General features: G+C 42.7%; 16 protein-coding genes and 1 pseudogene. 6 read left to right on the forward strand and 11 right to left on the reverse strand.

Annotated elements, in window-relative coordinates:
• Positions 1 to 37: 37 nt before the first annotated feature.
• The 5 genes from ACN222_RS25520 to ACN222_RS25540 form a co-directional block, all read right to left on the reverse strand.
• Entirely contained in the window at positions 38 to 2,536 is a 2,499-nt protein-coding gene (locus ACN222_RS25520; RefSeq protein ID WP_044522495.1) for a beta strand repeat-containing protein, read from the reverse strand.
• A gap of 94 nt (positions 2,537 to 2,630) precedes the next feature.
• Positions 2,631 to 5,081, reverse strand: a complete 2,451-nt coding sequence (locus ACN222_RS25525) for a beta strand repeat-containing protein (RefSeq protein ID WP_010999239.1) — start codon at positions 5,079 to 5,081, stop codon at positions 2,631 to 2,633.
• A gap of 66 nt (positions 5,082 to 5,147) precedes the next feature.
• Entirely contained in the window at positions 5,148 to 7,901 is a 2,754-nt protein-coding gene (locus ACN222_RS25530) for a filamentous hemagglutinin N-terminal domain-containing protein (RefSeq protein ID WP_044522498.1), read from the reverse strand.
• Between the two features lie 62 nt (positions 7,902 to 7,963).
• The gene (locus tag ACN222_RS25535; RefSeq protein ID WP_010999241.1) at positions 7,964 to 10,705 is read right to left on the reverse strand and encodes a filamentous hemagglutinin N-terminal domain-containing protein; all 2,742 of its coding nucleotides are present in this window, start codon (positions 10,703 to 10,705) and stop codon (positions 7,964 to 7,966) included.
• A gap of 176 nt (positions 10,706 to 10,881) precedes the next feature.
• Entirely contained in the window at positions 10,882 to 12,648 is a 1,767-nt protein-coding gene (locus ACN222_RS25540) for a ShlB/FhaC/HecB family hemolysin secretion/activation protein (protein ID WP_010999242.1), read from the reverse strand.
• Positions 12,649 to 12,844: 196 nt separating this feature from the next.
• Between ACN222_RS25540 and ACN222_RS25545 the strand changes: the two are divergent.
• A pseudogene (locus tag ACN222_RS25545) lies at positions 12,845 to 13,869 on the forward strand (zinc-dependent alcohol dehydrogenase).
• A 55-nt stretch (positions 13,870 to 13,924) separates the two neighbouring features.
• Here ACN222_RS25545 and ACN222_RS25550 read toward each other — a convergent pair.
• From ACN222_RS25550 to ACN222_RS25560, 3 genes are all read right to left on the reverse strand, one after another.
• A complete protein-coding gene (locus ACN222_RS25550; protein ID WP_010999244.1) occupies positions 13,925 to 14,914 on the reverse strand; it encodes a glycosyltransferase family 2 protein in 990 nt (329 codons plus the stop codon).
• Positions 14,915 to 14,926: 12 nt separating this feature from the next.
• Complete coding sequence (locus ACN222_RS25555; RefSeq protein WP_010999245.1) at positions 14,927 to 15,589, reverse strand: TVP38/TMEM64 family protein; 663 nt, start codon at positions 15,587 to 15,589, stop codon at positions 14,927 to 14,929.
• A 127-nt stretch (positions 15,590 to 15,716) separates the two neighbouring features.
• On the reverse strand, positions 15,717 to 17,681 hold the full coding sequence (locus ACN222_RS25560; RefSeq protein WP_010999246.1) for an ArnT family glycosyltransferase: 1,965 nt from the start codon (positions 17,679 to 17,681) through the stop codon (positions 15,717 to 15,719).
• A gap of 219 nt (positions 17,682 to 17,900) precedes the next feature.
• Between ACN222_RS25560 and ACN222_RS25565 the strand changes: the two genes are divergently transcribed.
• Positions 17,901 to 18,512, forward strand: coding sequence for a hypothetical protein (locus ACN222_RS25565; RefSeq protein WP_010999247.1), 612 nt, complete (start codon positions 17,901 to 17,903; stop codon positions 18,510 to 18,512).
• Between the two features lie 61 nt (positions 18,513 to 18,573).
• Here the strand turns inward: ACN222_RS25565 and ACN222_RS25570 are convergent, their stop codons facing one another.
• The gene (locus ACN222_RS25570; protein WP_010999248.1) at positions 18,574 to 18,933 is read right to left on the reverse strand and encodes a hypothetical protein; all 360 of its coding nucleotides are present in this window, start codon (positions 18,931 to 18,933) and stop codon (positions 18,574 to 18,576) included.
• A gap of 159 nt (positions 18,934 to 19,092) precedes the next feature.
• On the reverse strand, positions 19,093 to 20,604 hold the full coding sequence (gene crtD / locus ACN222_RS25575) for a C-3',4' desaturase CrtD (protein ID WP_010999249.1): 1,512 nt from the start codon (positions 20,602 to 20,604) through the stop codon (positions 19,093 to 19,095).
• A gap of 159 nt (positions 20,605 to 20,763) precedes the next feature.
• Between crtD and ACN222_RS25580 the strand changes: the two genes are divergently transcribed.
• The 4 genes from ACN222_RS25580 (at position 20,764) to ACN222_RS25595 (ending at position 26,133) form a co-directional block, all read left to right on the forward strand.
• Positions 20,764 to 21,327: an MARVEL domain-containing protein gene (locus ACN222_RS25580; protein WP_010999250.1), complete on the forward strand. Its 564-nt coding sequence runs from the start codon at positions 20,764 to 20,766 to the stop codon at positions 21,325 to 21,327.
• Between the two features lie 123 nt (positions 21,328 to 21,450).
• Positions 21,451 to 22,731, forward strand: a complete 1,281-nt coding sequence (locus ACN222_RS25585; RefSeq protein ID WP_010999251.1) for a M16 family metallopeptidase — start codon at positions 21,451 to 21,453, stop codon at positions 22,729 to 22,731.
• A gap of 254 nt (positions 22,732 to 22,985) precedes the next feature.
• Positions 22,986 to 23,849, forward strand: a complete 864-nt coding sequence (locus tag ACN222_RS25590; protein WP_010999252.1) for a fructosamine kinase family protein — start codon at positions 22,986 to 22,988, stop codon at positions 23,847 to 23,849.
• 133 nt (positions 23,850 to 23,982) lie between these two features.
• Entirely contained in the window at positions 23,983 to 26,133 is a 2,151-nt protein-coding gene (locus ACN222_RS25595; protein ID WP_010999253.1) for a single-stranded-DNA-specific exonuclease RecJ, read from the forward strand.
• A gap of 35 nt (positions 26,134 to 26,168) precedes the next feature.
• Here the strand turns inward: ACN222_RS25595 and psb30 are convergent, their stop codons facing one another.
• A complete protein-coding gene (psb30, locus tag ACN222_RS25600; RefSeq protein ID WP_010999254.1) occupies positions 26,169 to 26,291 on the reverse strand; it encodes a photosystem II reaction center protein Ycf12/Psb30 in 123 nt (40 codons plus the stop codon).
• Positions 26,292 to 26,383 lie beyond the last annotated feature (92 nt).

Below are 26,383 nucleotides of genomic sequence, written 5' to 3' on the forward strand. Positions count from 1 at the left end.
GATACTTCTAACCCTCACTTGTGGAGATTCAGGACAGTTAATTTTGGGAAACGGCAGCACAAGTTAAGTATGATGGCGATGGCACATGAGCAGGTGATTGAGCGACTCTTAACTCAATTTTGCCATTAGCGTTACGTCGCCAACCTGTGGCTTGGACGAGTGTTTCTGGGGATTTCTGTATTTGTGCTTGTATTTGTGGTCTGTTCTGGAATGCAGAGATATCACGAGTATCAGACCAAGTGCGATCGCTCCTCACGTCCTGTGTGGGATTTTGCGGTATTCCCCCTCTTCCAGTGGCGACAAAACTACTACCAAAGGTGTTAGAACAACCTGTCGCAATTTGCTGCGATGGGTCGGTTATATTTTCTGGTAATTCAACTAAACCAGAATTGGGATCAACACCAATGTTATTAATTTTTACCGTGCCATTAATATTAAATTCGGAACTGGCTGTGATGTCGTTGGTCTGGTCAACTCTTGGGGTAAGAGTATTGTGGAATGCTAGACCAATAATACCTTGAGTGCTGATATCAATATTGCCGCCTCTTCCTTTCACTGCATTAGCAATAATGTCACTGTTTTCTAGCCCAGCGATCACAGGAGCATTAATGCTAATATTGCCGCCATTACCAGTACCCCCGGATGTCGCACTAATCAAGCTATTGTGACGTAGTAACAACAGATCACTGACTTGTGAGGTAATATTACCTCCCTCACCCGATAACGTTTGAGCTTGAATGCTACCTTGACGATCTAAAAATATCCTATTGGCAGTAATGTTTATATGACCCCCATCGCCTGTCCCTTCATTAGTCACACTAACTGCGCCGCCATTGGTTAACGTCAAGGTAGGGGTGGTTACATTCACAGTTCCGGCATTCGCCGACAGAATATTTGGCAAATTGAATAATTGTTTGATTAATGCCGTAGAGGAAAGGACTGCTGAGTTAATACTGCTATTGTTAGTTTGACTGCGTCCGTCAATCAAAATTGATTCCTTCGCGTTAATGTTTAAATTTCCAGCTTCACCAATCAAGAAGGATGTGGTAGCAACTGCTCCCCCATTGAGCAGTTGTAATCGATCCGTATCTAACGTTAAGGTTTGGGCTTCGCCTGTGCCATAAGTGATTGCACTAATGTTGCTATAGAGTCCTGCCGGATTGTCTCCTGTGACAGTCGTATTTTTACTGCGAATAGTTACTTGTCCCGTGGAACCACTCGCCAATGCCAGTGAAGAGATGGCTGCTCCCTGAGAAACCAGTAGACTATTACTGTTAATGGAGAGATTGCCTGCTGATTTAGCTGTTCGGGAAGAGGTAGTCAGGGAGGTTACTCCTGTAGGATTGATGGGAGAGAAACCAGATAACTCCACTCTCTCGGCATCAATCTGAATATCGCCACTGGCAGACGATCCAAAAGCATTGGTGTTGACTCCTGCACCTTGTGAGATGGTTAAGTGGGGAGTGATGATATAAATGGATGAACCTGTGCCAGTATTTAACCCTTCAGAGCGGATACCACTACGAATTTGGGCGTTGGCAGTTGTACCAAAAATCTCAATCCCTTCTGAAGCCTGTAAAAAAGTTTCACCCCCAGCAACATTTCCCAGATTTTTGGAAAATATAATTGATCCATCACTGATTTGAATGTGCCGTCCCTGTAATTGTGCTGAACCAGCATTCAATGCCCCTGCACTTAATAATGCTCCTACAGTCAGCAAGGATTTTTGGGTAAGTTGGATATCTGCAAAGCTTTGTCCGCTCTGATAACTTAACTGATAACCCTGAGCGATGGGGTTTAAACTAACCATTCCCACTCCGCTTAAACTTCCCAATTCCAAACGTCCTTCGGGTGCATTCAAGGTTGCACCAATGAGATTCAAGTTACCCCCTACCAGTGCCAAGGTTTTTCCTGGCTTTACCCTCAGTTCTGAGGCACTGGGATTTTGAGTGATGGGGGCGACGGTACTGGGCGCGGTTAGGGCATGACCTGTGCCTTCAACTATTATGGGGTTGGGATTACTGCCCATTTGCAAGCCAATTGGAACACTCATTGTCAGCAATGGTATTGAACTGGGATTATTTGCACTAAACTCTGTCCCGTCAGCGAACTTAAGACTATTTGCCGTTGTTCCTACAAACGACCCGCCAATATTCAAGGAGGCATTGGAACCAAACACAATCCCTGCCGGATTCATTAAAAACAAACTTACCGGATTATTACTCTTAATAGTCTCAATTAGTCCATCAATATGAGAAATATTACCACCCGTAACTCGGCTAAATATATTTGTAATATTTGGTGTATTTGTTAAGTCAAAAGTTGCTGAAGTGTCTTTTGGTAGAGAGAAATTACTAAAGCTGTGAAATAAATTATTGCCTCTGGCAGTACCGTTAATAATCTGAAAATTATTACTGCTTGGGTTGACAGTAGTGTTTGTAGTACCATCAGAAGTCACCTGAGCCGTTGCTGGTAAAGACCTTCCCGCAGCTAAGAACACACAGGCTAAACCCAAGCATACAGAAGTTACTTTCATCACCCCTTCTCCATTTCAACTTTATGCTTAGGTTTCCCACAATACAACTTTATACTTAGGTTTCCCACAATATTTGTTTGACTCAACACTCCAATTAACTTTGAGCCGCCGCCGCACAGGTTAATGGTGGTTGCACCTGAGTAAGAGATTTATATGCAAGTATCTCGATTTTGCCATGAGCATTACGTCGCCAACCAGTGGCTTGGACAAGAACCAGAGATTCGGGGATTTGTGCTGTCACTGCGCCAGTATTCCGGTATGCAGAGATGTCGCGCACATCAGACCAAGTGCGATCGCTCCTTACCTCCTGATTGGGATTTTGCGGTGTTCCACCTCTACCTGTAGTGACAAAACTACTATCACTGTTCTCTGCACATCCACTAGCAATCTTTTGCGATGAATCGGTGAAATTTGTTGGTAATGCAACTAAACCCGAATTCGGGTCTACACCGATGGTATTGACTTGTACTGTACCATTTACTCCAAACTCTGAACTGGCTGTAATATCATTTCCTGGTGTCAGTTGAGAACCGTATTCTAAACCAATAATTCCTTGAGTGGTGATGTTAATATTGCCACCTTGACCTCGAACAGCATTAGCTGTGATATCACTGTTTTCTAAGCCGACAATGGTGGGTGAACTAATGTTGATATTGCCGCCATTACCCGTACTGCCTGCTGTGGTTGTCATTTTACTGCGATCGCGCATTAACAGCAAACTTCCCACTTTTAAGTCTATATCTCCACCATTCCCAGATTCAGTCTGTGCTTGAATCAAAGCCTGATTTTTTAATTGGATAATATCTGCGGTAATATTCAGGTTGCCGGCATTACCAGTACCTTCACTCGTTACAGTCACAGTAGCACCATCCATCAGGCTCAGATTTGGTGTTGTAATGCTAAGACTACCAGCATCTGCCGTCAGCATATCTGGAAAGTCAGATGATTGACGCAACTGTGCATTAAGACGCATTGCAGAAGAATTAATTGCACTGTTGTTATTATTATTACGACCACTAATTGCGATCGCTTCACTTGCATTGATACTGACATTTCCCCCGTTACCAGCAAACAGTGTAGATGAACCAATTCTTCCCCCATCTAAAATTTGTAATTTGCCAGTATTCAATATCAAATCTTTGTTATCTCCGAACGCGAATGTAGCTAAAGTAATCGCACTGTCAAATCCGGAAGGGCTGTTTCCGACCACTGTGGTGTTTTGATTGCGAATTGAAATTTTACCACTACTTCCACTGCCAAATGTGACTGAAGAAAGGGAAGCTCCACCGGATATTAGTAAATTATCACCATTAACGAATATATCACCAGCACTGCCAGAAGCAAAACTCAAAGTGCTAATACCAGTAACTCTGTTGGGGTTTATTTGCGAAAAACCAGATATTTCAACTGTTTTTGCATCAATTTCAATATTACCACCAGGAGCAATTCCCGAAGTTAGATTATTTAAACCAGATCCTTCTTGGAGGGTAAATTTTCGCGTAAAAATACCAATATTTCCCCCTGCTCCAATTCCATAAGTTTCGCTACGAACTCCACTCAACACTTCTCCATCGCTACTTGTGCCAATTAAATCAATTCCTGTTGATGCTTGAAGGTTAATTTCTCCACCAGGAAGATAGCCATAATTTTGTGCAAGTATCAATGAACCATCTGTTAAACGGATATTTCCGGCTTGTAAACGAACAGAACCTGAATTTACACCACTTACATTTATCAGTGACTTTTCTGCTAATTGAATATAACCGAAAATTTGTCCATTCTCATAACCCAACATATAACCTTGTGCATTTGGGATTAAATCAACTTGCCCAGTTCCATTGGTACTAACCAATTCTACCCGTCCTTCTGGGGCAGTCAATATAAACCCATCTATTTGTAAATTACCGCCTACCAATGCTAAGGTTTTTCCTGGTTTCACTTGTAGTTCTGTCGAGTTGGGTGTTGGAACGATAAAAAAACCGCTATTTGTATATCCTCTTCCTTGAGCCTTGATAGCAGCAGAATTACTACCCATTTGCAACCCCACTGGTGCGTTCATTGTCAGCAGAGGTTTATCAGCACCTTGCACAGTACTAAATTCCGTCCCATCGGCAAACTTGATACTATTGGCAGTTGTGGCTATAAATGAACCACCAATATTTAAGCTGGCATTTTGCCCAAAAATAATTCCTGCGGGGTTGAGTAAGAATAAGTTGGCACTACCCTTGGCACTAATATCACCATCAATGTTAGAAATATTACCACTAGTCACCCGACTAAAAATATTTTGGATATCAGTGGCATTGTCAAATGAAGCAGAACCACCACTAGGCAAGGAAAATTGGCTGAAACTATGAAATAAATTATTCCCAATACGAGTGCCATTGTTAATAATGTAACTATTGCTTCCATTTATGGAAGTAGTGGACGTAACAGAAGTATTGAGGGTATTATCGGGACTTACTTGTGCGTGAACACTATTGTTGTAAACAACAGATAACCAGATTACACTCAGCACACCAAACCCGACAAAAGTTAATTTCATGAATCCAGTTTTTGTTTCTTCGTCTGCAATCTATTGTTCCCATTTTGGTAAGTTTTGGAACATTAATTAATTTTCGACTATAGCAGTACAGGTCAACTGTGATAAGTGCAATGTGGAAGAGAGTGTAGAGACTAGCTCAACTTTACCTTGAGCATTACGATGCCAAGAAGTAGCTTGGACGGGAATTTGTGGCTGTGCGGGTATTTGTGCTTGTATTGAAGGGGTGTTCTGGAATGCAGAGATGTCGCGGATATCAGACCAAGTGCGATCGCTCCTCATATCTTGCGTGGGATTTTGTGGTATTCCGCCCCTGCCTGTGGCGACAAAACTACTACCAGTATTTGCTGAACAACCTGTAGCAATTTGTTGTGACGAGTCAGTAACATTCCCAGGTAGTTCAATTAAGCCAGAATTAGGGTCAACACCAAAGTTATTAATTTGTACAGTGCCGCTAACTCCAAATTGAGAACTGGCTGTAATATCACTTTCGGAGGTAGCTTGGGGACGGAATTTTAGTCCAAATAAACCCTGAGTTTGAATATCGATGTTACCACCAGCCCCTTCAATCGCATTGGCAGTAATATCACTGTTTTCTAAACCAATAATAATCGGTGCATGAATACTGATATTGCCACCTGTGGCTGTACCTGTAGCATTAGTATTAATTTTACTGCCAGAACGCATCAGTAGAACATCAGCAGCTAGACTAATATTACCGCGATCGCCTACAGAAACTTCTGAAAGCAGACTGCCTCCTTGCTCCAGCTTAATCCGGTTGGCATTCACGATCAAGTTACCTGAATTGCCACCACCTGTATTACTGACAGAAATTTGCCCATGATTAAGAACATTGAGCCGATTCGCCACTAGATTAACTGAACCAGCATCAGAGGTTGTAGTAGAAGCTGCCGTAATGGTGCTTGGGAGAATGCGACCATCAGTTAAGGGTTTGGACATACCCTCTACAGTAATATTGTTGACTTGCAAATTAACATTACCCGCCGCACCATTACCATCTGCGGAGGAGGTAATTTGTCCACCGTTGAACACACGCAGGTTATCGGCTGTCAGGTTAAGGTTGCCACCTGAACCCGTAGAACCATTGCCCAGAGAGGCTTTGATACCTGTGATAGTTTGGCTATATCCATCAATCATCGGTTCGCTGACCTGTATATCTTTAGCTCGAATCTCAATATCTCCTGCTGTACCGTTTGCTCCTGGTATAAAAAGACCCAAGAAATTTACTTGAGAACCTACTACCTCACTAGTAATGCCCCCACCATTTGATAATATGAGATTCCCTGTATCGATAGAAATGCGTCCTCCTTGTCCTGTTGTCCCAGATTCCAGTGAAGCAAGAACCGCACTAAATATACCAACAGGGTTAGCGCCTTGAATCTCTAAACTCTCGGTAGCTCGAATGGTGACTTCTCCTCCTCTACCATTCCCTCCCAACACACTGCTACTAATACGACCACCATTGAATAGGTGAATCCTTTGAGCATCAACAGTAACTTGTCCACTCTGATTATTGCTTCCCGATAGAAGTAAATTACCAATTGAAGTTGCAGAAGCTCCAAATAAAGTTTCATATCCCAATAGATCCACATCTGTAGCGTGTATGGTGATGTCTCCAGTCCTAGAGTTATTACCAGAAGTGCTGGACACAAGCCAAGCTCCATTCGTCATCTTTAAACGTCCAGTTTCGATGGTTATATTTCCTGCTTGTCCTGTTGCTGGTGGCCCTGGAAGTACAAATAATCCTAATGAATTGCCTACGGAAGTGCTGATCCCAGCGAAAAGAGGTTGGTTAACAAAATCAATGGTTCCTAAAAGATCGATAAATTCTGTAGTGTGGATAGTAATACCTTTTCCTTGTCCAGCAAATGTTTTTGCACCTATGTTCGAGCCATCCTTTAAGGTTAATCCCCGTCCCCAAATATTGATTGCGCCACCGTTGCTACCATCCGCAGTAACAAAAGAAGTTTGTTGAAGTGTAATTGTACCCCCGTTGACAGTATTTGGCGAAGAAGTGAGTTGCCATCCGGTTTCCTTGTCTAGGGCAATTTCTCCACTTTGCAGCGCCCATAATTCGATATGTCCATCAGGAGCAGAAATACTGGCACTATCAATATCAATCTGACTACCCACAAGAGCTAAAGTCTGATTGGGAATCACTGATAATGTTGGTAATCTAACAAAGAACAAACCGAAACCTAACTCTGGAAGCCCTTGCACTTGAATTGGTGAGCCTTGGACTTGAATTGCTCCGGCATTACTTCCCATCTGTAACCCCACGGGTACACTCATAGTCAATAATGGCAGTGCAGCAGAGTTAGTTGCACTAAATTCTGTCCCATCGGAAAACTTAATACTACTCGCTGTTGTTCCGACGAACGAACCACCGATATTTAGGCTGGCATTTGGCCCGAATACAATCCCGTTAGGATTCATCAAAAATAAACTGACTGGGTTATTGCTACTGAGCGTCCGAATCAACCCATCTATCTGAGAAACATTACCGCCTGTGACTCGGCTAAATATCGTTGTAATATTTGGCGTATTTGTTAAATCAAAGGTTGCCTTGCCACCTGTCGGCACAGAGAAATTACTGAAGCTGTGAAATAAATTATTTCCCTTATCAATACCATTGAGAATAGAAAAATCATCACCAATGGCGTTGACAGTAGTGTTAGTTGTGTTATCAGATGTGACTTGAGCTAGGGTTGGTAGTGAGAGAGTGGAAGTGAACAAGCCAGTGGTCAATGCTGTTAACAACAATTGAAACCAGAGATTTGATTCTTTGTAGTTAATTCTCATCACCAATACCTTAGATTGACCTCGTTAAAGTTAAAGTTCCCTTGAAGGTATGAAAAATAACATTATTGAATTTTAGGAACAGCAGCACAGGTTAATGATGGTTGTACCTGATTCGGAGAGTTATCTGCAACCAGTTCAATTTTGCCTTGGGCGTTGCGATGCCAAGAAGTAGCCCGGATGAGAACTTGTGGTGTTGTCGGTATTTGGGCCGTCACATTACCAGTTTTGTGGAATGCAGAGATGTCGCGCACATCAGACCAAGTGCGATCGCTCCTCACTTCCTGATTGGGATTTTGTGGTATTCCACCCCTGCCTGTGGCGACAAAACTACTACCATTATCACCAGAACAACCTGTAGACACTTTTTGTGACGGATCATTTACATTTGCTGGTAATTCTACTAAACCTGAGTTGGGATCAACGCCGATAGTATTGACTTGAACCGTACCACTTAGCCCGAATTGGGAACTGGCGGTGATGTCACTATCAGGGGTGAGTCGGTCACGGAACTCAAACCCTAACAAACCTTGAGTTGTAATTAGAATATTACCACCTCGTCCTAAGACTGCATTGGCAGCAATATCACTGTTTTCTTTAGGGACAGCAATAATCGACTCGGCACTAATATTAATGTTACCACCCGTGGAAGTACCACGAGCATTGGTAACAATATTACTGCCGTGTCTGAGGAGAACAAAATCACTGGCGCTAAGTTGAATGTTACCACGACCACCTCCATTCACCTCGGCTCGCAGACTTGCGCCATTATCTAAAAATATCTGACTAGCATTAATATTTAAGTTACCAGCATCCCCGGAACCAAGATTGCTGACAGTAATTTCTGCCCCATCACGAACACTCAAGCGGTCGGCATTAATATTAACTGACCGAGCAGAAAAATTATTGGTGGCAGATGCTGTAATAGTACTAGGCAGTATCCGACCATCCCTTAAAGGTTTAGAAAGACCCTGTACATCAATATCATTAACCAGTAAATTCACCGTGCCAGCAGATCCTTGACCCAAGCTAGATGAAGTGATCTGGCCACCTTGGAACACGCGTAAGCGTTCAGCTTGCAGATTGATATTACCACCATCACCAATCGCATTTTTATTCACTGCCACAGTAATACCACTAACTGTATTACTAAAACTATCGAGCGTTGGCTTACTGACTTCTACATTTTGAGCCTGAATTGCTATATTCCCGGCATTGCCAGTACCTGATAGTTCACTAGCGATAGACCCACCATTTGTGACGCGCAAATTTCCTGTGTTAATAGTAATATTGCCAGCTTCACCTTGAGCAAAAGCTTGAATTGAACTAATGATAGCACCAGACAATCCCCCAGCCGTAGTTCCATTAATTTCCAGAGACTCGCTAGCTTGAATAGAGATATCTCCAGAATTACCGATGGTGATTGAGTCTAAACCAGGAATTGGGAAACCTATTATACTGGCACTAATACGTCCACCGTTCAGCAGACGAACTTGATTAGCTTCAATGGTGATAGTACCGCTATTATTTCTTTTGCCACTATTAACTAAGGTGGTAATAGCACTAGGTCTAAAATTAGCAACTCCAGTAAAAGGATTGGGAAATGGGTTATAGCCACTCACTTCCACGTCCTTAGCAGAAACGGTAATGTTGCCTGTAGTAGTATCGTTGATGGGAGTAAGGCTGAAGGTTGAGAAATCGAAGGTAAAACCATTGTTGATAGATTGCAACCATGCTCCATTCTGAATCCGTAAACTTTCAGTCTCGATGGTAATATCTCCCGCCTTTGCCCCACTTCCAGATACAGTAGTGAATAATCCAGGGGTGTCATAATTTTGTGGATCTGATACTCCCAACAAATCAATAAATTCAGTGGTTTTGACGGTAATCCCTTGTCCTTGTCCAGATGCTCCTGTAGCCGAAGTAATCCCCGAACCTTCCTGAAGTGTTAAACCTCGGCCACGGATGTTAATAGCTCCCCCATTTATTCCACTAGTATCGATATATGAGGCTTGTCTGAGGGAAATCAGTCCCCAGTCAGCTGTCGTAGGGCTAGTTAGTTGTAATCCTGTTTGATTATTTAATCCTACCTCTGCATTCCGCAATGCCCACAATTCCACTCTGCCGTCTGGATTGGCAAGACTAGTTTGATTAAGATCAATTTCACTACCAACTAAAGCGACGGTTTGAGCCTTAAAACTTTGCGCGGGGCGAAACAGGAAATTAAGTGCTGGTGTGCCTTGGGTACGAATTGCTCCAGCATTGCTGCCTAGTTGTAGTCCCACAGGCACACTCATGGTTAATAAAGGCTGTGTTGTAGAGTCGGTAGCGCTAAATTTACTCCCGTCAGCAAATTGAATACTTTCGGCAGTAGTTCCAACAAAAGACCCACTAATGTTGAGGCGGGCATTAGGCCCAAATACAATTCCGCTAGGGTTAAGTAGAAACAGACTAACAGGGTTTTTGCTATTGATAGTCTGAATTAAGCCATCGATATGGGAAATGCTACCTCCAGTGACTCGACTAAAGATAGTAGAAATATTAGGTGTATTGACTAAATCAAATGTGGCTGAACCTGGATTGGGAACGGAAAATTGCCCAAAGCTGTGAAATAGATTACTACCTGAGGCACTACCATTAGTGATTGTGAAATGATTGCCATTTTTAGTGATATCAGTATTGAGACTGCCGTCTGAAGTGACCTGAGCAGAGGCACAACTATTCCATAGAATGATTCCTAATGGCAACAGCAGCGAACTTGTAATGATTCGATTTGCCAAACCCCACCCAAAAAAAGGCTGTCTCATCTTCAGAGTTTCCTGATAATACTCAATTTATAATTCCCTAAATAGTATTGTTTTTAACAATAGTAACCAGGGGGACTGATTAGAGGTTAGGGCGTGTAAGCGATCCGCCCAATGTATAAATATCCGTATCTTAGGCACAAATAAACTACAAGAAGGCCTCAGGGGCAAAACAGGTATTAAAACGGAGAATATTGTAATGAGAAGTACAAACCATTTTCTTGGAGCGATCGCTTTTCACCATCTACGGATGTTAGAGGAATACCCCAATCTAGCCTAACTGAGAAACTATCCCCTTGTTTCCATAGCAGCCCCAACCCAGTACCCACAAAGGTACTTGGTGACGGGTTACTACCTTGGGTATTCCAGCCTGTGCCTATGTCGATAAATGGTGTTAGTTGTAGCACGCCTCCCAAGTTATCAGCACGGACAATCGGTAACCTCAATTCTCCAGACAACAATAAACCATTATCTGTAAGTAATGTATCTTGGCGATAACCCCGGACACTTTGCTGACCACCAAGACCAAATTGTTCCAAGGGTACTAGGGAAGTTGAGGCTAGTTGAATATCGCCTCTGGCTAAAAATAGGGTGTCTGGTGCTAACTGTCTTACCCATTGCGCCTGTCCCCGCCAGGCGAAAAAGCGACTATCTGGTTCATCCTGATTCACATTAGCATCGAACCAATTTACTCCCAAGCTAAATTGCGATCGCGCTGCAAAAACTTGCTCATTGCTGCGTTGGGTATACTCCTGGGTAAAGCGGAAGGCAGAAATCTTAGTTCTTCCTTCTGCATCTGCACCAGGTGATAAAGGAAACCCACCAATATTATCCAGCCCTAACTCAGTCTGGCTTTCTTGGCGCGAGAAGGATAGCCCCACCGCTAATTCTTGGGTTGGCTTTTGAATGAGTGGCTGTCGATAGCCAAATTCATAAGAGGTCGTGTTGGATTGAATATCTAGGACGCTGAATGGGTCTTCAATTACACGGTTCCACCCCTGGTTAAAACCGAAGGATACGGTACCATTGCGGGCATTAATGGGCAGTTGGTAATTTAAATTAATGGCATTACTGCCATCTGTGTTGTTGTACCCTACGCTGAGAGTGTCGCCTAAACCTAGTAAATTTGCCTCTTGCAGATTTACCCCCCGGCGAAAACTACCCACACTAGGCGATCGCCCATTATCTAAAGTTGCTGTCAGTGAGAAGGTATCGGCTTCTTGTACCTCAACTTGCAAGATGTTAGTTCCAGGTTCTACACCCATTTGCAACTCGGCTGACAAATTTTGAATACGCGGATCGAGGCGCAGTAGTTGTAGCTTTTCTATTAAGCGCGGTACGTTGAGTGGCTTACCAGCACCCAATTGAATGCGATCGCGAATGTATTGACTACGCAGTCGCCGATTACCAACTATTTTAATGTCCTGCAAACTGCCTTCTACTATCTGAATAGTAATTACTCCAGCTTCTACTGTCTGCGGTGTAATTACAGCCCCTGTCGTTACATAGCCGTTATCAGTGTAGAGTTTGGTGATAGCGTCTCTAACTTGCAACAGTTCTGCAAATGATACTTCTCGTCCCACGAAGGGATCTGTAATAGGGGTAAATTTTTCTGGTGGGAAAACTTGACTACCAACAACTTCAATACGATCAACTCGAAATTTGGCATTAGTATCATTTTCTACTGGATTTTGCTGCTCTAGTAGATCCGTAGGAGCAGGTAATTGCTCTTGATCTGATGGTTTTTGCAATACTTCCGACGGTAAAGTCCTCGTAGGAATATCTTCTAAACGATCCTTTGGCAAGGAGCCAGGGTCAGGTGTTTGGGCGATCGCTGGATGATAGTCGCATAATACTGCTGCTACCACAAAAGCATATTTGAGAAGTTTGAGTTTAGTAATGGAATTTTCTGTATATGAAACTAATAATTCTGAATTTACATTCATATATTTAAATCCCGATACTTTGGTTTAACGGGTATGTTTAATTACACATGATCTCTATATTTTTTACAGTAATCATCAGCATAAATACGGTTTTTCCTCAAAGTACTTAATGGCAGAAGTGTAATTACTTTCACCCATCACCGATGCCCACTTCTCCTGATACAATCATGAAAACTAAGTTTTATGGGTTAAAGCTGTGTTAGCAGCCTTGCTTTATGGTCAGGAAGATTTACGCTTAGAACAAGTTGCTGACCCATCTCCAGACGTTGGGGAGGTGGTAATTAAAGTGGGAGCAGCAACAACTTGTGGCACAGATTTAAAAGTTTGGCGGCGTGGTGGTCATGCCAAGATGTTAAAATTGCCCACTTTATTTGGTCATGAAGCAGCTGGGGAAATTGTGGCGGTAGGTGCGGATGTGACGGGTTGGCAAATAGGCGATCGCGTAGTTGCCAATAATTCTGCACCCTGCATGAAATGTTTTTTTGTCAACGTCAAGAATATTCCCTATGTCCCAATTTGACTTGGAATAATGGCACATTTGCCGAATACTTAAAAATCCCCGCCCCCATAGTACAGCATAATTTATTGCAGGTTCCTGATGAGTTGCCGTTATCATTAGCCGCTATGACTGAACCCTTGGCTTGTGTGCTGCATGGGGTAGCTCGTTCTCACATTAAACCTCAAGATAGGGTTGTTGTCTTGGGGGATGGGGCAATTGGGTTAATGTTTGTGGCAGTCTTGGCTGATAAGGTTGAGGTATTGTTGTGGGGTGGTAACGACCAACGGCTAGAAATTGGTCAAAAGTTGGGGGCGACGAAAACCTTTAATTATCATCAAAATCCAGATATTCCCCATGTAGTGAAAGAACTCACCCAAGGTTGGGGTGCAGATGTAGTGATTGAAGCCACTGGTGTACCCAGCGTTTGGGAAACTGCGATCGCCTGCGCTCGTCCTGGTGCGATCGTCAATTTATTTGGTGGTTGTCCACGGGATACAACAATTACAGTCAATACAGAACAACTCCACTATAGCGAACTGACTCTCAAAGGCGTTTTTCACAACACCCCTGAATATGTACGTGCAGCACTGGCTCTAATAGCTAGCCGTAAAATTCCTTTTGAATTATTAATTAGTGAACAGCGCCCATTAAAAGATTTAGAACAAGTATTTTATGACATGAAAGCGCGGAAAGTAATTAAGGTAGCAATGGTTTGTAGTTAGAAAATACAGCTACGAACTCAGTTCTAATGATTTACTTAACTGTAATAATTGGTTCTTAATTTGATGAAGATGAGGAAGTATCTAATGATTGTTGAACATCAGGATATTGCTGCTCAAAGCCGCTAACTTCTGACAATGTATAAAGTGGTCTTTGTTTAACCTCTTCATAAATTCGCCCGATATACTCACCTAAAATACCAATACTGACAAGTTGTACTGCTCCCAAAAAGAAGATAGCTATGAGAATAATGGCGATTCCAGTTAGGGGAGAATGGGGTGTAAAAATCCGCCAATATAAAACTAATAGACACATTAATAATGAGGCTATTGCGGCAAATAGTCCTAAATAAGTTGAAAGCCTTAATGGCACTTTAGAAAAGGAAACTATGCCATTAATTGCCAATGCGAAAGATTTACGAAAAGTATATTTGACATCGCCAGCAAAACGCGGATCTCGTTCAAATTTAACGGCTGTTTGGTTAAAACCTACCCAAGAACGCAAGCCGCGAATGTAACGATTTCGCTCTGGCATGGCATTGAGTACATCGACAACTTGTCTATCTAATAAACAAAAGTCTCCCGTATCTGTAGGAATATCAACATCTGCTAGCTGTTTGAGAATCCGATAAAAAGCGTAGGCGGTAAAGCGTTTAAACCAGCCTTCTTGACGGCGTTTGATTCTTTGGGCATAAATTATATGATATCCTTGCCGCCATAGTTCCACCATTTCCGCGATCAATTCTGGTGGATCTTGTAAATCAGCATCGAGAATCACAACTATTTGTCCACGGGCAAAATTCAAACCTGCGGTGACGGCGATTTGGTGACCAAAATTTCTGGCAAGACTTAAGTAGACAACACGCGGATCTTTTTGATGTAATTCTCGCATCATTTTTAGAGAGCGATCGCGGCTACCATCGTTGACTAAACACAACTCGACTGAACCATCCATCTGATCCATTACCTGGGAAATGCGGCGATACATTTCTGTGATGGTTTCTTCTTCGTTGTAAATTGGGACGATAAAAGAATATTTAGGTGGCATAGTTGAAATTTGTTAGGGTTTTTTACGAGTGGGAAAAGAGCGACGACGACGATACCAAGTGGAACCACCAACTAGCATTCCAATCAATGCCAAAGCACCAACTAATGGTAGAACCTCACCAGTACGGATGGCTTTTAAACCAGAACTCCCCAAAAGGACAAATGGTAAGATTCCGGGTACTGTTCCCAAGGCTGTACCAATTAGATAATCCTTAAAGCTGATTGATGTCAAACCGGCAGCAAAATTTACTAATCCATAGGGTAGGATGGGCATCAGCCGGATAGCAAACATATAAAAAACGGCTCCCTGCCTAACTTCGGCATCGATAGCTTGCCAACGTCCAGCCAGTCTTTGAGCCACAATTTCCCGTCCTACTGTCCGCGCAAAAATAAAGGCAGCGATCGCCGCAATAATTGCACCTACACTTGTCCAGAATGTCCCCATCCAAGGGCCGAAAATCGCTCCACCAGTTAAATTCAATGCCGTTGATGGCAAAATCAAAATAGTCGCCACCACGTATACAGCTACATAAGTAACAGGGGCCCAAATTCCCGCAGCCTTTAACCAAGCTTGAATTAACTCTGGATTAATTCCCCCCAGTAGATATCCTGTAACTCCTGTGGCTATGAGACACACAGCCATCAATAAGGCGAAACTGGTTTTAGCATTCAGCATTAATTAAGACTCCTAGTTGTTCAACCTGACATCTGATGAACGCAGTCCCGTTCATCGATCTGTTTTTGACTAAGGAAGGCGATCGCTAACACCGTTTTGATTCATTGATTTCATTACATAACTATCTTTACTCTTTCATCAACACAGTCACTGGTTTAGAAAATAATTTTTTCGTATATTTTACATTTTTAAAAATCATTGACTCTACTGGCGCTTCTTCGTCTCTTCTCACGGCAATAATACCACAAGGTTGAAATTGATTATGTGGATACACTTGAGATTTCACAGCAGTAAAATTAGTAGGGTTTAAGATATGTCCAAACTTAATTACTCGCTGCTGCTGATTATTTAATAGAACCCAAAATGGATATTCCCAATAACGGGCAGATGGAGTTTGTTCGGTTCCCAAGGAAAGTCCAATATTTTCACATTGTATAGTTTTTACAAAATTAGTTGCCTCAAAATATGAATTGATCAGATGAGGTCGATTAGTAAAGTAAAGTTCGTTTCTACTAGTATTAAAAATATTATTTTCTGCTGCTATGGGTCGGAATTTATTGATAAACACAAACTGCATGGATGTTACTAAAAGAATCACCGCTAAGAATGTGACAAAATAACGGCTCCAGACTTGGCAGAAAACTAAGCCGACAAAAGCAGAGAACAGTACGAATAAAGAAAGATGATGACGACTTTGATATGGCTGCAATTTTAGCATCCAACATAACAGTAAAAAGCCAGCAACCAAAGATAAGACATAAGCTAGTAATTCTTTATTGCTCCTCAATCTTTTATGAAAGATAAATATGGCTATAGCTATTAAAGTCAGTAACAAATGTAAAGGATTACCCGCAACATTTTCGTCAAAAGACAGCCCTGGTACACCATTGTAAGAGTTGGGGGGATGGGTTATCCGCGAGTCGGTCATATCCACCCCTAAAAAGCCATGAATTATAGTAATTATTTTAGTTAGCTTACCCGTCAATGGTTCTATAATTTTTTGCAAACCTAAGTGTCTAACAATATCTGTATGCAAAGATAAATTACGAATGATATTAGAAATCCATGTAGGTAGGCTATATATTTCTATCTTGTATTCTTTGGAGTATTCTGCTGCTGATATAGGATTACCATATAAATCAAAATTACGTAAATAATGCCCGATATTTAAGGTGAAGAAAATAGCAGCTACAATCACTCCTGACTTCCACATTTTCCAGCGCATTGAGTTGACATACCAGATAAATAACCAAACCATGAAGGGAAAAGCAAAGATATAACCAGAACTCTTTGTGTACACGGCTAATCCACAACTGGCGCCAATACTTAAGACTAAGTGCGTGGGAGGATTTTTATCAGGTAAAGTCAACAGCACAAAATGGGCTAAACAAACTAGCCAAAAACAAACCGCATAATCGTTTTGAGTGCTAGAACTTTGCAAAATACCCATCGGGAGAGTAGCACAGAATACGGTAGCAAAAATCTGTCCTCGCTTATCTGCTCCTAATTGCTGGGCAATTAATGATACGCCGATGATGCTACCAATCATACTAAACACTTGTACTAAATTGGCAAAGCGATCGCCCCCACTCAAAATTTGCAGATGTAAAATCACCACCTCCGCAAAAGGTGGGTGAACTAATTGGGCTGAGTAGTAGGTAGGATAATGAGCCAGACTACGGTTTTGTATCCAATGCACCACCCGCGCCATGTGATAAGTCATGGAATCCCAGTTATTTGGGGGAGCAACGATCGCAATTATAGTAATGGTGGCAATAATAAAAGCTACACCACCCAATAATACTAAGGAAACGGGAGTGATTGAGGGAAGTTTTGGGGAAAAGAGCGTGCGCTTTCCTGTTTTAACGAGGCGATAGTAAATCCATCCCAAAGCAAGATTAGCCAGCAACCACAAAGCTAGCACCCAACCAAAGGTGATGATTCGCAAAAGGCTGAAAACTTCCGTGGAAATCGTGACTAGAACACCCCAGGAAACTGCTGCTGATAACACAGCACTACGCCAATCTCGCTCAGAATTGTGAAAAATCAGCCAAAGAATCACTAAGGATAATAAGACTAGTCCAGTCAGCATATTGGAACCTCACACCTAACGCCTCAAGTTGAGTAATTATCAGTAAAATCTATGTATAATCAACGCCTATTATACTTATTGCTAAGATATTAACTCATCGATAGTTCAGACATCTGCTTTTGTTGATTAGGCAGGTGATTGAAATAATCTTCCTGCAAAACGGGAAAACTATGGTTATTCCCTCACGGGTAAATTTCTATATGAGTCCCGAATAGGAAAATGCTCAAAAAATTTCGGCTGAACTTTTTGATTTTGCCCTTTTCTCTAGTTTCCTGGTTGTGTCTAGGAATATTGACTAACCCCCAGGCTGATGCGTTACCCGGACAAAGTACGGAAGAAGTGGGTACTTGGATTAAAGCCCATCCCACTCTCCGTCCCAGGGCTGGAGAAAAATTATTTGTGCAGAAAAGTGATACAGCCGCCCAGCGATTCACTTTTCAAGCGTCGGTATTACCCCCTGGTAAAGTAGGATTTACCAAAGACCGGAGTGTAATTCGGACTGAACGCATTGCTATGTATGATGCCATTAACGGTATGAGCTTGCAGCGTTTACAAGAATCCTTGCGGGTGATTTATGGTTTAGATATTTATCAAGACTTTAAACGCGCCCAAGTGGTGTACGAATATCCCAACGAAAGCGCCATTAACTCAGCGCGGCTGGCGAAAACTCCCATCCGGGAAGCTTTGAAGGGAGAATTACGTGTAGGCGATCGCTATGCTTATTGGCTAGAAGTCGCCCAACCTAGAAACGGCAAGGCTTTTACTGGGCAGATGACTGTTTTACTCAAGAATGACTTGGACAAGTTAGAAGCAGAACTGCGAAATCGTTAGCTAGGATATGGCTGTTATATTTATATCCCCGACTTTTTATAAAAAGTCGGGGATGTTTCTATTATAAATTTCCAGGCGGTAGGGTTTGCCAAACACCAGAAAAAATACTTTCCGTAGCTAAAGCAATTCGTAGCAAATCTTCCTTGAGTAGTGGTGGCCAATCTACACCGGCTCTACGCCCTGCCACAAATAGCTGTTGAGCCTTAACGGTTAACTGATAAAGTGCAAAAACTAATTCCCTGTCCAGACTAGGGGAATCTTTCAGCGCCTCAAATACTACTTTCAACGCTAATAAAATTGAGGTAATTTGACCAGGCACTGGCGGTTTGCCGTGTCTCATTCGCATCAACAAGGCATCAGGGTTTTCCTCACTTGCTATTGTCTGTCCTACTAGGAGTTTGTGAGCTATCTCGTAATTCATCTATCCAGCCTAGTGTAGATGTTTACACAATTAGATACTTATGTTATGCGAAATTTATTACTATCTAAAGTGTAAGTTTAGGATAAATATATCCTTATCTGTTAGGAGTTACACAGGTGTCATAAATTGCTGATTGAGTCAAAAGTCGAATATTTCTTACTAATGACTATGATTAATTTGCCTAACTACAGTTAAAGCCGAGTAGCTTACGCCGGCTGTCCCTTCACCTGGGTGGGTAGAGTCACCGACTAACCACAGATGGTCAATGGGTGTACGATTGGCAAAACCAAAGGGGCCGAATGTGGGGATTCTTTGACCAATACCACCGACTATACCGCGATCGCGTGCTGTGTAATGGGCAAAGGTACGCGGTGTAGCAGCTTCTTGATAAATAATAGTCTCTGGTTTGAGATAAAAGTATTGGGCTAATTTGGCGATCGCTTCTTGGGTAAATTTCTGTTTCAAACCAGGGTAATCTTCCGTACTCCACCACCGTTCGGGGTCTACGAAAGATGAGGCAATAATTGTAGCTTTTCCTTCTGGCGCGCGACCATCACCAGCATGACTCACCGACACAAACAAAGAATTATTCTCCCCAATCACACCATCAGCATCATATAAAAACTGCAAATGGGGGGGACATTCGGGCGGGATAGCACTAGCATCTACACCCAAATACACAACAAACGCCCCTGATGCTTGGGGGAGTTTATTGACACGCTGCTTATAACCTGATGGAGCCTTGTCGCCTAATAGTTGCACTAGGTTCTGCACAGTCACGTTAGCAACTATGTGGTCTGCTTCTTCTGTCCAAACTTCCCCTGTTTTTTGGTTTCTGATGACGACAGCAGATGCTTTACCGTTTTCCACTTTGATTTGTTCAACGGTATGACGCATCAATAATTTACCGCCATCTCTTTCTAACGCTTCGACTAGGCGATCGCTTAATACCTGCATACTACCTTCTAGGTGAAATAATCCCTGTGGTAGTTGGGACACACTCAACGCCGTTGCAGCATAAAGTAAAGCCGTCTCCTCAGCGTTGACTTGAGAATATAGTTTGAGTTGCAAATCTAAAAATGTCCTCAGTCGGTGGTCATTTCCCAAACCACACAACCTTAAAGCGTCACCCACGGTAAATAGTGTGAAGGGTACAGTAACTAAGGTACTAGGACGTACCGCCTGGGTTAACTGCCACAAATCCCACAAATTACGCGGCGGTAAAACTGGGTCACGTCCTTGAAACTCCCAACTGGCATCAAATAAAGTAGCCATCAATTGCCAAAATGGTTCACTCCCAGGAAATTGTCTTTGGCGTTCTTCCTGCCACTTTTTTGGGTCGCGCCAAACATTGATAGGTGTATTTTCCCCCGGTAAATAAACTGCACAAGCAGGGTCACAAGGTGTTGCATCTGGTAAATCTATTTCCAGTTCCGAAAAGATGCGGTGATGGATTCCCCCTGGTTCTAAGCCTGCAACCTGAGTTGCACCCACATCAAAGGTGAATCCTTGGCGTTTAAATGTGGAAGCACAACCCCCAGGAACAAGGGCTTGGTCTAATATGAGGACGCTGTAACCGCGATGGGCTAATAATGCACCAGCCGTTAGTCCGCCTATTCCCGCACCAATCACGACTACACGGGGTTTATTTTGCTTAACAATATTAGACATTTAGTTTACAAAAATTAATATTACTACTCATAATTTTACAAGCTAATTGCGGTGAAGTTGGGGCGATCGCTAAAGAAAAAACCTAACAATTGCACTGAGGACATTAATTTTCAGTTTCTGAGAAAATTGCTTTGAGAAAAAAATACAAGATACAGTCACATGAAATATATCAAGCGTCACGCTAACAAAATTGAGCTTATTGTCGAGGTGATTTTTTTAGTGGTCTTATTTCTGCTGGGATTTTTTCTGGATTATAAATACGCTGCTTCCTTATATTGGAAATATTACTTATTTATGGCTGTTTTAGCCCTCATTTTACTTTTGCCAGTGTACTTGCAATCTCGGCGGAAACAAGAATTGTGGCTGTTTATCGGGTTCAATCTAAGTCTGTTAGCTTTGTACTTTGTAACTCTCTCGCCTGTCAAACCCTTCACTCAGTTTTATCTTGACATTAAACATGGGATGACAATTCAAGAAGTGCAAAGCAGATTAAACCAGCGTTTTCCCAAAGGTGGAAGATTTCCTCAGCCAGAATCGCAACTTCTTGATGAACATCAGGGTGTGCTAGAAAATATTAACCCAAAAGAAAAAGGCTTTTTAGCTGTACCTAACCAGTGTCTAAACTACATTCTTGACCTAAACGATGGTCGTTACAATGCAGAAGTGGTAAATGTTTATTTCAAAAATGGCGAAGTGGTAGGAATGGAGTATTTGCCCGATTGAGAAAAAACCTTCAACCCAGCCTCAAAAAATCTTTGTGTGTCCGTTTCAGATGCAACAATCAAATATATTTTGGGGTGACGGATAAGATAAAGAAGTAACAGATCAGTTCATTCCCCACTACCCATGACATCAACCCTGCGGAAACTGCCCCGACTTAATGCCCCAAAGCTACATACACTACCCAATGGTTTGACGATCATAGTGGAGCAAATGCCAGTTGAAGCCGTGAATCTCAGTTTGTGGATTGATGTTGGCTCATCTGTAGAATCTGATGCCATTAACGGTATGGCTCACTTTTTAGAACACATGATTTTTAAAGGAACTGAGCGCCTTGCCAGTGGTGAATTTGAACGTCACATAGAAGAACGGGGTGCTGTGACTAATGCCGCCACTAGTCAAGACTATACTCATTACTATATAAATACTGCTCCTCAAGACTTTGCCAAATTAGCACCATTACAAATAGATGTAGTTTTAAATGCCAGTATTCCTGATGAAGCCTTTGAACGTGAGCGCTTTGTGGTTTTGGAAGAAATTAAACGTTCTGAAGACAATCCCCGCCGCCGTACTTTCCGTCGGGCAATGGAAACAGCATTTGCACAGTTACCCTACCGCCGTCCAGTATTGGGGCCAGAATCGATAATTTCCCAACTTACACCCCAACAGATGCGAGATTTTCACGCAAGTTGGTATCAACCCCAGTCAATCACGGCTGTAGCTGTGGGTAATTTACCGGAAGAACAGTTAATTGAAACCATTACCGAAGGATTCAACCAACTCAAAAAAACTCCCCACTCCCCACTCCTTACTCCCCACTCCCTTCATCTCGAACCTGCATTTACAGAAATTGTCCGTCGGGAATTTGTGGATGAAAGTCTCCAGCAAGCAAGACTAATCATGGTTTGGCGAGTTCCTGGGTTGAACCAGCTAGAACAGACTTATGGCTTAGATGTTTTGGCTGGTATTCTGGCACATGGCAGAACATCTAGACTAGTTCAAGATTTGCGGGAAGAAAGAGGACTTGTGACTTCGATTTCTGTCAGCAATATGAGTAATCGCTTGCAAGGAACGTTTTATATTTCCGCTAAGTGTGCGGTAGAAGATTTAGCGGCTGTAGAGGAAGCGATCGCCCAACATATCCGTAAACTACAAACAGAGTTAGTCACAGAAAAAGAAATCGCCCGTGTCCGTAAGCGTGTAGCCAACAGATTTATTTTTGGCAACGAAACACCAAGCGATCGCGCTGGATTATATGGCTTCTATCAATCACTGGTAGGAGATTTAGAACCAGCATTTAACTACCCAGCCCACATTCAAACCCAAGAAGCACCAGATTTACTTTTGGCTGCTAACCAGTATCTTTGCCCGGAAGCTTATGGTGTAGTTGTCATGAAACCAGCGTAGATTGGGTTTAGGGGTTTAAGGGTATAGGGGTGTAGGGGTTTAAGGGTTTAAGGGTTTAAGGGTTTAAGGGAAACAACTAATAATTTAATTAAATCAAGATACCTCATAAATACTATTCTTCTCCTAACCCCCATACCTCTATACTCACCACCCACACACACCCACACACCCCCTACACCCCTACACCCCCATACCCCTACACCCCCATACCCCTACACCCCCATACCCCTACACCCCCATACCCCTAATTCACAATGTGGACTGAAATAGATACCCAAATTAGCCGGGTGACTGGCGAAAGGTTCCAGAGTCAGCAGAGGCGATCGGTTAGTGGTGGCTGTATTAACCAAGGCTATGCTGTTGCTGATGGTACATTGACCTATTTTGTCAAACTCAACCAAGCATCTCAAGTTGCCATGTTTGAGGCGGAAGCCCTGGGTTTAGAGCAAATGCTGACGACGAATAGCATCCGTGTTCCCAAGCCGATTTGTTGGGGAATCGCTGGTAATTCTGGCTACATTGTTTTGGAATGGCTAGAAATGGGAAGTGGTAACACCAATTCTTGGGAAGAGATGGGACGCAATTTGGCGAAAATGCACAAAGCCACTAGCCAGAAAGGATACGGCTGGGATATGAATAACACCATCGGTTCCACACCCCAAATCAACACTTGGACGGAAGATTGGACGGAATTTTATAGCAAACATCGCCTTGGTTATCAGTTTCAGTTAGCTAGGCGACGGGGTGGTAGTTTTCCCAAACAAGATGAGTTACTAGGGGCGCTTCCAGAACTATTGGCAGATCATGAAGTGCAACCATCTTTAGTACACGGTGATTTATGGGGTGGGAATGCTGGATGTACAGTTTCAGGGGAACCCGTGATATTTGATCCAGCCACTTATTTTGGGGATAGAGAAGTTGATATTGCCATGACAGAACTTTTTGGCGGTTTCCCCGCAGCTTTTTATAAAGGTTATAACCAAGTCTTTCCTTTAGATGCTGGCTATGAAAAACGGAAAACACTATATAACCTGTATCACATCCTCAATCACTTCAATTTATTTGGTGGTGGTTATGCTTCCCAAGCCAATCGAATGATAGAACAGATTTTGCGTTGAATTGGCGATCGCATCAATTACGATATATTTGGTTTTGTTGGTAAGCTCATGCGCCCCTAAATCGCATAACTACTCATCAAGGCTGTTAACGGTTGACTGTTAACGGTCAACCGTCAACAGCTATAGTATCTAAATGCTAGACCGACCTCCTACGGAACTCTCAAAACCTCGCAGGCGCTTACCTAATCAGCGTTGGCATATTCACCTACAAAAAACAGATTTAGCCCAAAAACTAGCAGATGTAACAAATCTTTCGCCTATTGTTTGTCAATTGTTGATTAATCGGGGTATTGAAACACCAGAACAAGCACAAGCATTTTTAGAACCTGAATCCTTAAATTTACCCTCGCCATTAGCAGAATTTCCAGACTTGGCGATGAGTGTGGAGTTATTACAAGAGGCGATCGCTTGCCAAAGTAAAATAGCTATCTGCGGTGATTATGATGCTGATGGGATGACTAGCACGGCTTTACTTTTGCGTAGTCTCCGCAGCTTAGGCGCTCAAGTAGATTATGCTATTCCTAGCCGGATGCACGAAGGTTATGGCATTAATAAGCGGATTGTAGAAGAATTTCATAATGAGGGTGTGAGATTAATCCTGACTGTTGATAATGGTATTTCTGCATTTGAACCAATCGCTAGAGCCAAAGAACTGGGTTTAAATGTCATTATCACCGACCACCACGACATCCCCCAAAAACTACCCCCAGCCGATGCAATCCTCAACCCGAAATTGATCGCTGAATCTTCGCCATATCGGGGTGTGGCTGGTGTTGGTGTTGCCTATATTTTGGCAGTAACCTTGGCACAAAAGCTAGACAAAACCAAAGGCTTAATTCAGCCGATGTTAGCACTGTTCACCTTGGGAACGATCGCAGATTTAGCTCCTTTAAGTGGTGTTAACCGTCGCTGGGTAAAGCGCGGTTTAAAGCTTTTACCTAAATCCCAATTACCAGGAATCCAAGCGTTAATTCAAGTTGCGGGAGTACAAGCCACAGGTGAGGGTGTAGGGGTGCAGGGGTCTAAGGGTGTAGGGAAAGACAAACTAATACTCCCTGTCCAATCCCCAGCCACCACCCCTAAAACTCTCAAGCCAGAAGATATCGGTTTTCGTTTGGGGCCGCGTATCAATGCGGTGGGGCGGATTGGCGACCCTTTGACGGTAATTGAATTACTGACAACAGATGATGAGGGACTAGCTTTGGAACGCGCTATGCAGTGCGAACAGGCTAATACTAGTCGCCAGCAAATGTGCGAAGAAATCGAACAACAAGCGATCGCCCACGTAGAGGAGTTGTATGCAACGTCTCTACAACAAGACCGGGTATTGGTTGTGATCCAACCCCATTGGCATCATGGTGTAATTGGTATTGTCGCTTCCCGCTTAGTAGAACGTTACGGCGTTCCCGTCTTTATTGGTACTTATGAAGATGAAGAACTAATTCGCGGTTCAGCTAGGAGTATCCCGGAATTTAATGTATTTACTGCATTAGAATATTGTCACGACTTGCTGGGTAAATATGGTGGTCACAAAGCCGCCGGCGGATTTTCCTTCCCCGCTACTAATTTACCGAAGTTGCGATCGCGTCTGCGTGAGTTTGCTAATCAATGTTTGCAACCCCAACACCTCAAGCCGTTACTGCAAATTGATGTTGAGGCTAACTTTAATCAAATCCATCAAGAACTGTATCAACAGCTAAATTCTCTCCACCCTTGCGGTATCGATAACCCTGATCCGGTTTTTTGGACACCCAACGTTCAAGTTGTAGAACAGCAAATAGTCGGCAAAGGTCATATCAAAGTCACACTCAGCCAAACTATCAACGGTCAACAATATCAATTTAAGGCGATCGCTTGGCGTTGGCGTGATTATTACCCCTTACCATCAAGATTAGATATAGCTTACAAATTGCGCGAAAATAACTTTAATGGTAATACTAGTCTGGAGTTAGAATTATTAGGTGTGAGACTGGCAAAGAAACAAATTGAGGAGCAGTCAAACCAGTTACAACTTATTTATCAAGCTTCTCCCAAACCTTTAAGAACCGCCTTCAAGCACAATCAACGTCAATATACTTGTGGGGTTTATCAAAATAATTCTCTCCCCGAACTCAGAATCAAAAACTCAGATGGCAAAGTTCTAGTGATGCAGCCAGGAAACATAGTCGGGTTACTAGGAACTAGTCGTGAAGATGCCCTAGAAATTGATTTAACTTTACCCCAATATGATTCTATTATTCAAGCCGCTATGCAAGCATTATCAATGCTGAGTGCTGAGTGCTGAGTATAAATTTCACAATCACTCAGCGCTCATTACTCTTATAGGTTGCCGTTGCGGAATGCCAGCACAAAAATCACAGCAGGCCCAGCAATGATTATTAGTGCAACAGAGGTTAGCTGGAAAATAACTTCCCAATTGATGTTGGCTAAAGCGTCAAACATTTGTCTCTATTCCTCCCAATTGTCTTAGAATTACTCAGTTGCAGTTGCAAAACCCGTATTAGATCATATCCGGCGATCGCCTGTAATATTTA

It is taken from the genome of Anabaena sp. FACHB-595, assembly GCF_048568275.1.
Classification (GTDB): domain Bacteria; phylum Cyanobacteriota; class Cyanobacteriia; order Cyanobacteriales; family Nostocaceae; genus Trichormus.

Excerpts from the sequence above, each read along its gene's own strand:
- ACN222_RS25520 (WP_044522495.1), bottom strand. The coding sequence starts at position 2,536 with ATGAAAGTAACTTCTGTATGCTTGGGTTTAGCCTGTGTGTTCTTAGCT.
- ACN222_RS25525 (WP_010999239.1), bottom strand. The coding sequence starts at position 5,081 with ATGAAATTAACTTTTGTCGGGTTTGGTGTGCTGAGTGTAATCTGGTTA.
- ACN222_RS25530 (WP_044522498.1), bottom strand. The coding sequence starts at position 7,901 with ATGAGAATTAACTACAAAGAATCAAATCTCTGGTTTCAATTGTTGTTA.
- ACN222_RS25535 (WP_010999241.1), bottom strand. The coding sequence starts at position 10,705 with ATGAGACAGCCTTTTTTTGGGTGGGGTTTGGCAAATCGAATCATTACA.
- ACN222_RS25540 (WP_010999242.1), bottom strand. The coding sequence starts at position 12,648 with ATGAATGTAAATTCAGAATTATTAGTTTCATATACAGAAAATTCCATT.
- ACN222_RS25550 (WP_010999244.1), bottom strand. The coding sequence starts at position 14,914 with ATGCCACCTAAATATTCTTTTATCGTCCCAATTTACAACGAAGAAGAA.
- ACN222_RS25555 (WP_010999245.1), bottom strand. The coding sequence starts at position 15,589 with ATGCTGAATGCTAAAACCAGTTTCGCCTTATTGATGGCTGTGTGTCTC.
- ACN222_RS25560 (WP_010999246.1), bottom strand. The coding sequence starts at position 17,681 with ATGCTGACTGGACTAGTCTTATTATCCTTAGTGATTCTTTGGCTGATT.
- ACN222_RS25565 (WP_010999247.1), top strand. The coding sequence starts at position 17,901 with ATGCTCAAAAAATTTCGGCTGAACTTTTTGATTTTGCCCTTTTCTCTA.
- ACN222_RS25570 (WP_010999248.1), bottom strand. The coding sequence starts at position 18,933 with ATGAATTACGAGATAGCTCACAAACTCCTAGTAGGACAGACAATAGCA.
- crtD (WP_010999249.1), bottom strand. The coding sequence starts at position 20,604 with ATGTCTAATATTGTTAAGCAAAATAAACCCCGTGTAGTCGTGATTGGT.
- ACN222_RS25580 (WP_010999250.1), top strand. The coding sequence starts at position 20,764 with ATGAAATATATCAAGCGTCACGCTAACAAAATTGAGCTTATTGTCGAG.
- ACN222_RS25585 (WP_010999251.1), top strand. The coding sequence starts at position 21,451 with ATGACATCAACCCTGCGGAAACTGCCCCGACTTAATGCCCCAAAGCTA.
- ACN222_RS25590 (WP_010999252.1), top strand. The coding sequence starts at position 22,986 with ATGTGGACTGAAATAGATACCCAAATTAGCCGGGTGACTGGCGAAAGG.
- ACN222_RS25595 (WP_010999253.1), top strand. The coding sequence starts at position 23,983 with ATGCTAGACCGACCTCCTACGGAACTCTCAAAACCTCGCAGGCGCTTA.
- psb30 (WP_010999254.1), bottom strand. The coding sequence starts at position 26,291 with ATGTTTGACGCTTTAGCCAACATCAATTGGGAAGTTATTTTCCAGCTA.